The following is an 11,451-nucleotide window of genomic DNA, read 5'->3' on the forward strand; positions in this document are numbered from 1 at the left end:
TCGTGACCGACGGGGGATTTCGGCACGGCGATTCTGCGGGGCGCGACGGCGGGCGGTCAACGGCGTACCCGTGCGAAAGGGCGCCCACCGCGAACGGTGGGCGCCCTTTCGTGGGCCGTCCGGTCAGCGCCGGGTGGCGGCCTTCTTGGCCGGTGCCTTCTTCGCGGGCGCCTTCTTGGCCGCCGTGGTCTTCTTGGCCGTGGCGGACTTCGCCGCGGTCGTCTTCTTGGCGGCAGTGGTCTTCTTGGCCGCGGTGGACTTCGCCGCGGTCGTCTTCTTCGCCGCCGTGGTCTTGGTCGCGGCGGCCTTCTTCGCCGGCGCGGCCTTCTTGGTAGCGGTGGTCTTGGTGGCCTTCGCCGCCGTGGTCTTCTTCGCGGCCCCGGTGGTCTTCGCCGCCGTGGTCTTCTTCGCGGCGCCGGTGGTCTTCTTCGCGGCGGCGGTGTCCTTGGGCACCTTGCCGCTGGCCACCATCTCCTTGAAGCCCGCGCCCGCCCGGAACGTCGGGACGGAGGTCTTCTTGACCTTCACCGCCTCGCCGGTCCGTGGATTGCGCGCTGTTCGGGCTCCCCGGACGCGCTTCTCGAACGCTCCGAAACCGGTGATCGCCACCTTCTCGCCCTTGGTGACCGCCGCCTGGACCTCAGCGAGAACCGCGTCGAGCGCGGCCGTCGCCGTCTTCCGGTCCCCCAGGCGAACGGCGAGCGCCTCGATGAGCTCGGCCTTGTTCACGACTTCCTCCCGATTGTGCAACTGACTCGACGCGAGCCATTCTGCGCGCACGGTATGCCCTGTGCTGCCTGGACACAAACATTCGGTGGAAAAAAGCCCTTGTGTCGCAACGGATTCGCCCCCACCAGCGAGGCCGGTGGGGGCGAAATGCGGTCTGCGGTCAGGCTACCGACGGCAGGAACGACGGCCGGGACGCCTCGAAGGCGCTGATGTCGGCCTCGTGCCGGAGGGTGAGTCCAATGTCATCCAAGCCCTCCATCAACCGCCAGCGGCTGTGGTCGTCCAGCGGGAAGGCCCAGGTGGCGTCACCGGCGTGGACCTGGCGGGAGGCGAGGTCGACAGTGATCGGAGTGCTCGGCTCCGATTCCACGAGATCCCACAATTCTTCCACGGCTTTCAATTCCAGCTCGACCGGAAGGAGGCCTTCCTTGAGCGCGTTGCCGCGGAAGATGTCGCCGAAGCGAGGCGAGATGACGGCCCGGAAGCCCCAGTCCCGCAGCGCCCAGACGGCATGCTCCCGGGAGGATCCGGTGCCGAACTCGGGACCGGCGATCAGAATCGACGCACCCGAATGAGCCGGATCGTTGAGGACGAATGACTTGTCCTCCCGCCACGCGCTGAACAGCCCGTCGGCGAAACCGGTCCGGGTCACCCGCTTGAGGTACACCGCCGGGATGATCTGGTCGGTGTCCACGTTGGATCGGCGCAGCGGCACGGCGGTGCCCGTGTGGGTGGTGAACTTGTCCATCTCTCGGCTGCCCTTCTACAGGTCGGCGGGAGCGGCCAGGCGGCCGACGACCGCGGTGGCGGCGGCGACCGGCGGGGACACCAGGTGCGTACGCCCGCCCCGGCCCTGCCGTCCCTCGAAGTTGCGGTTGGAGGTCGAGGCGGAGCGCTGGCCCGGCTTCAGGGTGTCCGGGTTCATGCCCAGACACATCGAGCAGCCGGCGAAGCGCCACTCGGCGCCGGCGTCGGTGAAGACCTTGTCCAGCCCTTCGATCTCGGCCGCCTCCCGGACCGCGGCGGAGCCGGGGACCACCAGCATGCGTACGCCGTCGGCGACCCGCCGTCCGCGCAGCACCTCGGCGGCGGCCCGCAGGTCCTCCAGGCGGCCGTTGGTGCAGGAGCCGACGAACACCACGTCCACGGCGAGGTCGCGCAGCGGGGTGCCCGGGGTGAGGTCCATGTACTCCAGCGCGCGCCGGGCGGCGACCCGCTCCGGCTCGGTGACGAACTCCTCCGGGTCCGGCACGGTGGCGCCCAGCGGCGCGCCCTGCCCGGGGTTGGTGCCCCAGGTGACGAACGGCGTGATCCGGCTCGCGTCGAGGGTGACCTCGGTGTCGAAGGTCGCGCCCTCGTCGGTGGGCAGCGTCCGCCAGTACTCCAGCGCCGCGTCCCAGTCGTCGCCCTGGGGCGCGTTGGGCCGGCCCTTCAGGTACGCGAACGTGGTCTCGTCCGGCGCGATCATGCCGGCCTTGGCGCCCCACTCGATGGACATGTTCGCGATCGTCATCCGCCCCTCCATCGAGAGGTCGCGGATCGCCTCGCCCCGGTACTCGACGATGTGACCACGCCCACCGCCGGTGCCGACCTGCGTGATCAGCGCGAGCACCAGGTCCTTGGCGGTGACGCCGGGGCCCAGCTCGCCGACGACGTTCACGGCCATGGTCTTCGGGCGGGCCTGCGGCAGCGTCTGCGTGGCCAGGACGTGTTCGACCTCACTGGTGCCGATGCCGAACGCCAGCGCTCCGAAGGCGCCGTGGGTCGCGGTGTGCGAGTCGCCGCACACGATCGTCATGCCGGGCTGGGTGAGGCCCAGCTGCGGGCCGATGACGTGCACGATGCCCTGGTTGTCGTCGCCCAGCGGGTGCAGGCGGATGCCGAACTCGGCGCAGTTGCGGCGCAGCGTCTCGATCTGGGTGCGGGAGGTGGGATCCGCGATCGTGAGCAGGTCGCCGCGCCGGGAGCGGAACGCCGGGTCGTCGTACCCGGTCGGGGTGTTGTGGTCCTCGGTCGCGATCGTCAGGTCGGTACGGCGGACCCCGCGCCCGGCCAGACGCAGCCCGTCGAACGCCTGCGGGCTGGTCACCTCGTGCAGCAGGTGCAGGTCGATGAAGAGCAGGTCCGGCTCGCCGTCGGCGGCGCGGACCACGTGTGCGTCCCAGACCTTCTCGGCCAGGGTCCTCGGTTGAGTGACTCCCACCATCTGGACATCCTAAATTCTGGGAGGTAAATTTCGGCTTGTGGGACACAGTATGAGCGGTGTCGGCGTTCTCGACAAGGCGGTGGTCATCCTGGCCGCCTGTGTCGACGGCGCCAGCCTGGCCGAACTCGTTGAACGCACCAAGCTGCCCCGGGCCACCGCGCACCGGCTGGCACAGGCGCTGGAGATACACCGGATGCTCGTCCGGGACACCCAGGGGCGCTGGCGCCCGGGTCCACGCCTGGGCGAGCTGGCCAACGCGGCCCCGGACGTGCTCCTCACCGCCGCCGAGCCGCTGCTCGCCGCGCTACGGGACGCCACCGGCGAAAGCGCCCAGCTCTACCTGCGCCGCGCCGACGAGCGGATCTGTGTGGCCGCCGCCGAGCGCGCCAGCGGCCTGCGGGACACCGTCCCGGTCGGCTCGGTACTGCCGATGACCGCCGGGTCGGCGGCGCAGATCCTGCTCGCCTGGGAGCCCCCGGAGGCGGTCATGCCGCTGCTCCCCCGCTCCAAGTTCACCGGCCGCACGCTGGCCGAGGTGCGGCGGCGCGGGTGGGCCCAGAGCGTGGCCGAGCGGGAGGCGGGTGTGGCAAGCGTCTCAGCGCCGATCCGCGACCGCACCGGGCGGGTGATCGCCGCGATCAGCATCTCCGGCCCGATCGAGCGCCTCGGCCGCCGCCCCGGCGAACGCCACGCCATGGCCGTCGTCCGAGCCGGCCAGCGCCTCTCCGGCCTCTGACCGCCCAGCCGCGAGGCCGCCCCCACCCCGGTGATCAAGGAGTTTGGGGCGGATTTCGGTGGCTCCGAGGACACAAATTCCTTGATCAACGAGGCGGTCGGGCGGAGTGGGGGCCGGGGCGGGGTGAGGAATGCGAACGGCCCGCCTCGCGGATGCGAGACGGGCCGTTCGTGGATGTAGCCCCGACCGGATTCGAACCGGCGCTACCGCCTTGAGAGGGCGGCGTCCTGGGCCGCTAGACGACGGGGCCAGGCACTTTTCCTGCTTCACCACCCTGCCGGGCGGCGTGGCAGTAGTCTAGCGGCATCCCGTCCGGCACCACTGAGGGGGGTCACCCCCTCCGGACGGGGCCAGGACAGCAGAAAGCCCGCCCCGAAGAACGGGACGGGCTGTCGGTGCTGTAGCCCCGACCGGATTCGAACCGGCGCTACCGCCTTGAGAGGGCGGCGTCCTGGGCCGCTAGACGACGGGGCCAGAACCTTCGTGCATTCCGCCGGCGTGAGCTGACGGGATCCAGCGTCCGGGGCTCTTGCGAACCCGCGGCTGCGCTGGGGTACCAGGACTCGAACCTAGACTAACTGAACCAGAATCAGTCGGGCTGCCAATTACCCCATACCCCATTGGCCCCTTGCGGCGCCGGGAATGAACTTTACCCTCCCGGTGCCGACAGGCCAAATCCAACCCCTCGAAACCCACCTGACCAGCGGAAACGAGGCATCGGAGCGAATCAGGCGACAGGGACCACCGGGTTGCTGAGCTCCCCGATCCCCTGGATCCGCACGGTGACCGTATCCCCCTCGGTGAGCGGACTAACCCCCGCCGGCGTGCCGGTCAGGATCACGTCGCCGGGCAGCAGCGTCATCACGTGCGAGATGTACGACACCAGGCCGGGCACGTCGAACACCATGTCCTTGGTCCGGCCGAGCTGGCGTACCTCCATCTCCTCCGGATTGCGACCCACCTCACACCGGATCTCCAGGTCGCTGACGTCGAGACCGGTGGTGATCCACGGCCCGATCGGGCAGAACGAGTCGAAGCCCTTGGCGCGGGTCCACTGCCCGTCGGAGCGCTGGAGGTCCCGCGCGGTGACGTCGTTGGCGCAGGTGTAGCCGAAGATGGCCCGTTCGGCGGCGGCCCGGTCGGCCCGGCGGGCACCCGGGGCGCCGATCACCACGGCGAGTTCCGCCTCGTGCTCGACCTGCTTGGAGAAGATCGGCAGCCGGATGGCGTCGCGGGGGCCGATCACCGAGGTGGACGGCTTGAGGAAGAGCAGCGGCTCCTTCGGCACCTCGCTGCCGTGCTCGGCGGCGTGCTCGGCGTAGTTACGGCCGACACAGACCACCTTGCTGGGCAGGATCGGCGACAGCAGCCGGACGTCGGAGAGCGCCCAGCGGGCGCCGGAGAACTGGATCTGCCCGAACGGGTGGCCCTCGATCTCGGCGATGGTCAGGCCCTGCGGCCCGGCCTCCGGCTCGCCCTCGACGGCTCCGAACGACATTCCCTTGGCATGAGCGAAACGAGCGATACGCACCCGGCCAATCTATCCCCGCCCGCGCGCCGCCCGGCGGACACCGGCAGGCGGCACGCCCGGCCGCCGCGCGCCGGGCCCTCGCCGGCCCCTGGCGGCACCGGATCGGCAGGGGCCGGCAGGGTACGCGTGATCGCGCCGGACGGGGCGGGAATGGCGGCTTCGTACCCACCCGGCGGCCCCCGGCCCATAGCTTCGGGTCCGGAGGTTCGTTGGTATGCCTGCATCGAGACGACACCAGAGGGCCCTGGCAGTGTTCGTGAACTGCCTCGGCGTCATCGCCGCCGTACCGGCGCTGTCCCCGGCGACGCCCGGCGCGGCCGCCGCCGCCCGTCCAGTCCCGGCACCGGCTGTCATCCCGGGTGCCGCGGCCACCCCGATCCCGACCGGCGTGCCGGCGGTGCCCCCGGCGGTGCCGACCACCGGCCCGGCGCCGGTCCGGCCGTCGATGCCCCCGGTCAGCGTGGCGGTGGGCGCGTCGGGCACCCCGGCACCGGGTTACCGGATCGAGGTCCGCAACGCCGGCACGGCGCCGGTCGACACCATGGTCCGGCAGGAACTGCCGAACGGGTCGCGGGCCACCACGGTGACCGGCGGTGGGCGGACCAGCCGCCCCGCCGGCACGAGCGCCGGTGAGGTGACCTGGCGGCTGCGCCTGCCGGCGAAGAGCACCACCACGTTGCACACCGCGCTGTCCGTCCCCGGTCCCGGCCGCTCGGTGACGGCACCCACCTGCGTCTACGGCACGGACGGCACGCGCCCGTTCGACTGCGCCACGGCCACGTGGGTGGGCGCCGCGACGGCCCCGGCGGCGCAGGTCACCGCCGCTCCGGCCTGGCGGCGGCCGCCGGTGCTGCTGGCCGCGTTCACCGCGCTGCTGGTGGTCACCGCCGGTGTGGTGTGGTGGGCGCTCCGGCGCCGCCGCCGGCGCACGGCGGCGGGAGGCGTCGCCCTGCACACCGGCGCCCCCGAAGGCGGCGTGCCCGGCCTGGGCATGCCGGGCGGAGCCGGCCCCGGCCGGGGCGGAACGGGCCACGGCGGAGCAGGCCAGGGTGCGCAAGGCCACAGCGGGCCGGCCGAGCGCGGCACCGTCTACCCGCGTACGGCGGTGCCGTCGCCCGCGAGCCGTCGTCGCCGGCCGCCGGTGTGGCTCGTGGTCGGCGTGGCGGCGGCCGTGCTGGCCGGTGTGGTCGGCGCGGCGGCCTGGTCGGCCACGCAGCGGGTGGCCGCGATGGACACCACCAAGCAGCCGACGAGCGGCGCGTGGGTGGGCAGCAGCGTCACCGGCGCGCTGGGTCAGCCGCTGCGCGAGACCGCGTTCGAGTTCACCGTCTACCGCATGAGCTGCGGCACCGACGTCCTGCCGGCGGCACCGGGCGGGGGGCGGCCGTGCCTGGCCACGGTCGGGGTGCGCAACCTCACCAACGAGGAGCAGACCTGGCACGGGCAGTTGCAGCGCGCGTACCTGCCGAGCGGGAACTGGGTGGCCGCCGACGAGGACGCGACCCGGGTGGCGAACCTGGGCCGGGACGTCTTCTCCCAGCCGGTGGCCGCCGGGCGGCGGGTGCTGCTGCCGCTGGTGTTCACCATGCGCGGCGACGAGCCGCCGAAACGGTTGGAGCTGCGCAGCGGCGTCTTCTCGGCGGGCGTGCGGGTGGACGTGGCGTGATCCGGGCACGGGCGGCGGTCGTACCCTGGGGTGTGTGACTGCCGCCCTCGCCCCCGCGCTCGACCTGGCCGACTGGCAGGCGCGCCGGCACGCCCACGAGGCGCGGGTGGACGCCTGGCTGACGCCGCACCTGGCCCGCCGCCGCACCGGGGTGAAGCACCCGGTGGAGGACTTCCTGTTCACCTACTACTCGCACCGCCCGGCGCAGCTGCGCCGCTGGCACCCGGGCGCGGGCGTGGTGCTGCGCGACGCCGACCCGGCCGGTTTCGGCCCGGACTACACGGCGGGCGCCGCCGGGCTCACCCTCGACACCGATCGGGTACGCGCGCGGCGCGCCGAGTCGATCGCCTGGATCCGTACGCTGCTCGCGGCGACCGCCGGACGCCCGGCGCAGTTCGGCTGTTTCGGCATGCACGAGTGGGCGATGGTCTACCGGCAGACCCAGGAGCAGGTTCGGCACAACGCCTGGCCGCTGCGGCTGAGCCCGGCGGCGACGGCGGCGGTGGTCGAGGAGCGCAGCGTGCGGTGCAGCCACTTCGACGCGTTCCGGTTCTTCACCGCGCCGGCCCGGCCGCTCAACGTGCTCCAGCCGACCCGGGAGGGCCAGCACGCGCTGGAGCAGCCGGGCTGCTTGCACGCCAACATGGATCTCTACAAGTGGGCGTACAAGCTGTCGCCGCTGGTGCCGTCGGAGCTGGTGGCGGACTGTTTCGCGCTGGCCCGGGAGATCCGGGCGCTGGACATGCGGGCCAGCCCGTACGACCTGGCCGACCTGGGCTACCCGCCGGTGCCTGTGGAGACGCCGGAGGGCCGGGCCGAGTACGCCGCCGCCCAGCGCGGGTTCGCCGAGCGGGCCGCCGGGTTGCGGGCACGGCTGCTGGCCGCGCTGGACCGGGCCGTGCCGGCCGACCGCCGCTGAGCGCGGGGCCGGCCGGCGCGGGGATCAGTTCGCGGCGCAGGTCACCGCCGGGGCCGGGCTCGGGACGGCACCGTCGGCCAGGAACCCGAACGTGGTCTGGGCGGCCGGGGCCAGCGTGCCGTTCCAGCTCGCGTTCCGGGCGGTCACTGTGGTTCCGCTCTGCGTCACGTCGGCGCTCCACGCCTGGCTGACCCGCTGGCCGGCGGCGAGCGGGAAGCGCACGGTCCAGCCGGCGATCGGCGCGGCGCCGTCGTTGCGGACGGTCACCTCACCCTGGAAGCCGCCCGGCCACTGACCGGCGATCCGCCAGGTGGCGGTGCAGCCACCGGCCGGGGGCGTCGGACCGACGGTGGGCGACGGGCTGGTCGTCGGTGACGGGCTGAGCGTCGGTGAGGGGCTGACGGTGGGCGACGAGGTGGGGCTGACGGTCGGGGACGTGGTCGGACCGGGCGTGGTGCGGCCCAGCGCGGCGACCAGCGCCGGGTACCACCTGTCGGCCATCTTCTGGTCCCCGGCCGCGTTCGGGTGCACGCCGTCGTACGTGTCGGTGGCGGTGCTGAACCCGGTCCACTGGTCGACCACCACGATCGGCGAGGCGGCGGTGGTCTTCCCGGCCGCCCAGCCGTCGACGAGCGCGTTGAGCGCCACGGTCCGCTGGCCGCACTCGGGGCAGCTCGCCGGGTTCATCGGGATGATCTTCGCGACCAGCACCGTCGTGGCCGGGTTGGCGGCCCGCATCTGGTCCACCAGCTTCGAGTACGCGGCCAGGACGGTGGCGGGCGCGATGTTGCTCCACACGTCGTTGGTGCCGAAGTGCATGAGCACGACGTCCGGCCGGGTGGCGGCCAGCCAGCCAGGCAGCAGGTTCTGGTTGGCCACGTTGGTGGCGAGGTAGCCGCCGTGCCCCTCGTTGTCGCCGTCGTACGGCACGCCGCAGCCCTGCGGCCCGAGCGTGCCGACGAAGTCGATGTCGGTGTGGCCGGTGGACTGGAGGCGGTTCCAGAGCATCGCGCGCCAGCAGCCGGGCGACCCGGTGATGGAGTCGCCCAGCGGCATGACGCGGACCGGGGTGGCCGCAGCGGCGGCCGGAGGCGTGGTGGTGGTGAGGGCGAGGCCGAGGGCGAGCACCGGTAGCAGCGCGGCGAGCGCGGTCAGCGCGGCGCGCAGGGGGTTTCGGGACATGCGCAAGGGACTCCTGTCACTGTGACGTGGTGGTCGGTGACGGCCCTGAGCTCCCGTACGCATTGAAGCGCTTCGACGCCTCCGGCTCAACCCTCCGGGTGTCCCCGGTGCCGGTTCCACTCCGGAGCGAGGATCGACATGACAGTGGCGTCCACCCAGTCGTCGCCGTCGCGCAGCACCTGCCGCAGCGTCCCCTCGGCGACGAAGCCCACCTTCTCGTAGGCGCGCCGGGCACGCGGGTTGAACGCGAACACCTCCAGCCCGATGCGGTGCAGGCCGAGCTGCTCGAAGCCGTACCCGACGATCAGCCGGACCGCCTCGGTGCCGAGGCCGCGGTCGCGGCCGCCGGGGCCGATCAGCGTGCGGAAGTTGCAGCTCGCGTTGGCCCGGTCCCACTCGTTGAGGACCACCTCGCCGACGCAGGTGCCGCTCGCCCGGTCCACCACCGCGAGGTCGAGCCGGTCGTCCTGGCTGTTGCGGGTGCCGTACCAGGCCCGCAGCCGGGACGGCTCGAACGTCTCGCCGGCCGGGCTGCCGGTCAGCCGGACCACCTCCGGGTCGGTCAGGATCTCGGCGAGCGCCGGCAGGTCGTCGTCCTGGAACGGGCGCAGCACCACACGCTCGCCGGTGAGCGTGGGCTTGACGGAGAAGGCGATCACGTGGCGAAATTCTCCGGGCGGCGCGCTCGGCGGCTCAACAGATTTTCGGTCAGTCGCCGTCCACCCTGCGGTCGCGTTTGCGCTGGGACTGGCGCTTCTTCTCGGCCAGGCGGCGCTCCTTCGCGCCACGGGAGGGGCGGGTCGGGCGGCGCGCCTTCGGCGGCGGGGCGACGGCCTCGCGCAGCAGCGCGGCCATCCGCTCGCGGGCTGCCTCCCGGTTGGCCAGCTGGGCACGGTGCTCGCTGGCGGTCACAGTGAGCACGCCGCCGACCAGCCGGCCGGCCAGCCGGGCCAGCGCCCGTTCCCGCAGTGTCTCCGGCACGCTCGGCGAGCCGCCCAGGTCGAAGCTCAGCTCCACCCGGGAGTCGGTGGTGTTCACTCCCTGCCCACCCGGCCCGGACGAGCGGGAGAACCGCTCCCGCAGCTCGGCGGCGGGCACCACGAGCCGATCGGTGACCCGCAGTCCGTCGTCCACTCCCCGAGGCTAGCGCCCGGCGCGGTGACTCGGGGTGGGGGTGGCGCTCGGCGTGGGACCGGTCCGTTCCTCGCCGCCGCCGGACGCCGCGTACGCGGCCGCGCCGACGAGCAGCAGGGCGATCACCGCGAGCTTGACGACCACACCCCGGATCGCGAGCCAGGCGTTGCGCCGGGCGCCGGGGACACTGGTCCGGATCGTCTGGTAGTCCGTCCAGCCACGCTTCGCACGCGCGTAGGACGCGCCGACACCGGCGCCGATGACAAGGCCCACCAGGAGGAGGGCCGCAATGACAGCTTGCTCCACCTCCGCCAGTATCCATACTCAGCGTAATATTTCTATGCCCCAATGATCCCACGCCGGATATCCGACACTTCGCACCGATCTTGCGACGCTTGTGCAGGTCAGCGCCGCGCCGCGCGCCCGGCCGGCGCCGCGCGGGCGGTCGCGCCCGTACGACTCAGCCGCCCCGGCCGATGATGGTGTCGGCGGTCTGCTGGACCTGGTCGATCGGGATGGCGAAGCCGATGCCGATGGACCCGTTGCCGTCGATGGTGGCGATCGCGGTGTTCACGCCGACCACCTCACCGCGCGCGTTCACCAGCGGTCCGCCGGAGTTGCCCGGGTTGATCGAGGCGTCGGTCTGCACCGCCGTGTGCCGGCCGTTGCCGATCCGTACCTGCCGGTTGAGCGCGCTGACGATGCCGGCGGTGACCGTGCCCGCGAGCCCGAGCGGCGACCCGACCGCGAGCACCGGCTCCCCCACCCGCGTCGAGTTCGCCTTCGCGAGCGGCAACGGCGGCAACCCGGCCGACGCGGGCACCCGGAGCACGGCCAGGTCGCTGGCCGGTTCCCGGCCCACCACCTCGGCCGGGAAACGCCGTCCGTCCGATGTCTCCACCGTCACCGCGCCGGAACCGCCCCGGGCCAGGATGTGGTCGTTGGTGACGATGTGCTGCTCGTTGTCGATGGCGAACCCGGAGCCGGACGCGGACGCGCCGGAGCGGCCCCCGACCATCACCGAGACCACCCCGGGCACCGTCTTGCCGGCGGCGGTGACCAGCTCCGCCGGCACCGGCGCGGCGGACGCCGCGGTCGGACCCGGCGCGCCCCGGTCGGCCGCCCAGGTGCCGGCCGCCGCGCCGGAGACGGTGGAGAGCGCCACCACCGCCGCCACGCTCAGCAGCCGGTGCCGTAGGCTCCGCCGCCCGGCCTCCGGCCCGACCCCGGGTACGTCCCGGTGGCCGCGCCCGTCCGGGTCCAGCTCCGGCGAGACGAACCACGGACCGCGTGGTTCGCCGAGTCCGGTCTGCACTGCCATGCTGGCTCCTCACGTGTCGTGCGGTAG

The 11,451-nt window shown here is 73.1% G+C and carries 12 protein-coding genes and 3 tRNA genes; 3 read left to right on the forward strand and 12 right to left on the reverse strand.

All coding sequences use genetic code 11. The annotated features are described in order from the left end of the window. Positions 1 to 123: 123 nt before the first annotated feature. The 3 genes from O7607_RS05940 to leuC form a co-directional block, all read right to left on the reverse strand. The gene (locus O7607_RS05940) at positions 124 to 729 is read right to left on the reverse strand and encodes an HU family DNA-binding protein (protein WP_332367298.1); all 606 of its coding nucleotides are present in this window, start codon (positions 727 to 729) and stop codon (positions 124 to 126) included. 160 nt (positions 730 to 889) lie between these two features. After that, the gene (leuD, locus tag O7607_RS05945) at positions 890 to 1,477 is read right to left on the reverse strand and encodes a 3-isopropylmalate dehydratase small subunit (protein WP_269701568.1); all 588 of its coding nucleotides are present in this window, start codon (positions 1,475 to 1,477) and stop codon (positions 890 to 892) included. 15 nt (positions 1,478 to 1,492) lie between these two features. Further along, complete coding sequence (gene leuC / locus O7607_RS05950; RefSeq protein ID WP_269701570.1) at positions 1,493 to 2,935, reverse strand: 3-isopropylmalate dehydratase large subunit; 1,443 nt, start codon at positions 2,933 to 2,935, stop codon at positions 1,493 to 1,495. Between the two features lie 49 nt (positions 2,936 to 2,984). Here leuC and O7607_RS05955 point away from each other — a divergent pair, with 49 nt between their 5' ends. Beyond that, the gene (locus tag O7607_RS05955; RefSeq protein ID WP_013284529.1) at positions 2,985 to 3,671 is read left to right on the forward strand and encodes an IclR family transcriptional regulator; all 687 of its coding nucleotides are present in this window, start codon (positions 2,985 to 2,987) and stop codon (positions 3,669 to 3,671) included. 177 nt (positions 3,672 to 3,848) lie between these two features. Here the strand turns inward: O7607_RS05955 and O7607_RS05960 are convergent. The 4 genes from O7607_RS05960 to O7607_RS05975 form a co-directional block, all read right to left on the reverse strand. After that, positions 3,849 to 3,921, reverse strand: a tRNA-Glu gene (locus O7607_RS05960). A 151-nt stretch (positions 3,922 to 4,072) separates the two neighbouring features. After that, a tRNA-Glu gene (locus O7607_RS05965) sits at positions 4,073 to 4,145 on the reverse strand. 74 nt (positions 4,146 to 4,219) lie between these two features. After that, a tRNA-Gln gene (locus tag O7607_RS05970) sits at positions 4,220 to 4,291 on the reverse strand. 107 nt (positions 4,292 to 4,398) lie between these two features. Beyond that, positions 4,399 to 5,202, reverse strand: coding sequence for a fumarylacetoacetate hydrolase family protein (locus tag O7607_RS05975; RefSeq protein WP_269701572.1), 804 nt, complete (start codon positions 5,200 to 5,202; stop codon positions 4,399 to 4,401). A 214-nt stretch (positions 5,203 to 5,416) separates the two neighbouring features. Between O7607_RS05975 and O7607_RS05980 the strand changes: the two genes are divergently transcribed. Both O7607_RS05980 and O7607_RS05985 read left to right on the forward strand, forming a co-directional pair. Further along, positions 5,417 to 6,868, forward strand: a complete 1,452-nt coding sequence (locus tag O7607_RS05980) for a hypothetical protein (RefSeq protein WP_269701574.1) — start codon at positions 5,417 to 5,419, stop codon at positions 6,866 to 6,868. A 34-nt stretch (positions 6,869 to 6,902) separates the two neighbouring features. Then, positions 6,903 to 7,787 carry a 3-methyladenine DNA glycosylase gene (locus O7607_RS05985; RefSeq protein ID WP_269701576.1) on the forward strand — a complete coding sequence of 295 codons (885 nt, stop codon included), beginning with the start codon at positions 6,903 to 6,905 and terminating at the stop codon, positions 7,785 to 7,787. A gap of 24 nt (positions 7,788 to 7,811) precedes the next feature. Here O7607_RS05985 and O7607_RS05990 read toward each other — a convergent pair whose 3' ends face one another. The 5 genes from O7607_RS05990 to O7607_RS06010 all read right to left on the reverse strand — a co-directional run bounded on the left by O7607_RS05990 (position 7,812) and on the right by O7607_RS06010 (position 11,424). After that, the gene (locus O7607_RS05990; RefSeq protein WP_269701578.1) at positions 7,812 to 8,969 is read right to left on the reverse strand and encodes a cellulose binding domain-containing protein; all 1,158 of its coding nucleotides are present in this window, start codon (positions 8,967 to 8,969) and stop codon (positions 7,812 to 7,814) included. Between the two features lie 86 nt (positions 8,970 to 9,055). After that, a complete protein-coding gene (locus tag O7607_RS05995; RefSeq protein WP_269701580.1) occupies positions 9,056 to 9,628 on the reverse strand; it encodes a GNAT family N-acetyltransferase in 573 nt (190 codons plus the stop codon). Between the two features lie 49 nt (positions 9,629 to 9,677). Beyond that, complete coding sequence (gene arfB, locus O7607_RS06000) at positions 9,678 to 10,103, reverse strand: alternative ribosome rescue aminoacyl-tRNA hydrolase ArfB (protein ID WP_030270056.1); 426 nt, start codon at positions 10,101 to 10,103, stop codon at positions 9,678 to 9,680. Between the two features lie 9 nt (positions 10,104 to 10,112). Then, positions 10,113 to 10,409: a hypothetical protein gene (locus tag O7607_RS06005; protein ID WP_269701581.1), complete on the reverse strand. Its 297-nt coding sequence runs from the start codon at positions 10,407 to 10,409 to the stop codon at positions 10,113 to 10,115. Between the two features lie 154 nt (positions 10,410 to 10,563). After that, entirely contained in the window at positions 10,564 to 11,424 is an 861-nt protein-coding gene (locus O7607_RS06010; RefSeq protein ID WP_269701582.1) for a S1C family serine protease, read from the reverse strand. Between the last annotated feature and the right edge of the window lie 27 nt (positions 11,425 to 11,451).

It is taken from the genome of Micromonospora sp. WMMA1949 (genome assembly GCF_027460145.1).
Classification (GTDB): domain Bacteria; phylum Actinomycetota; class Actinomycetes; order Mycobacteriales; family Micromonosporaceae; genus Micromonospora.

Bases quoted from the DNA above. Each gene is read 5' to 3' on its own strand.
- leuC (WP_269701570.1), bottom strand. From the start codon at position 2,935: ATGGTGGGAGTCACTCAACCGAGGACCCTGGCCGAGAAGGTCTGGGAC.
- O7607_RS05980 (WP_269701574.1), top strand. From the start codon at position 5,417: ATGCCTGCATCGAGACGACACCAGAGGGCCCTGGCAGTGTTCGTGAAC.
- O7607_RS05955 (WP_013284529.1), top strand. From the start codon at position 2,985: ATGAGCGGTGTCGGCGTTCTCGACAAGGCGGTGGTCATCCTGGCCGCC.
- O7607_RS05990 (WP_269701578.1), bottom strand. From the start codon at position 8,969: ATGTCCCGAAACCCCCTGCGCGCCGCGCTGACCGCGCTCGCCGCGCTG.
- leuD (WP_269701568.1), bottom strand. From the start codon at position 1,477: ATGGACAAGTTCACCACCCACACGGGCACCGCCGTGCCGCTGCGCCGA.
- O7607_RS06010 (WP_269701582.1), bottom strand. From the start codon at position 11,424: ATGGCAGTGCAGACCGGACTCGGCGAACCACGCGGTCCGTGGTTCGTC.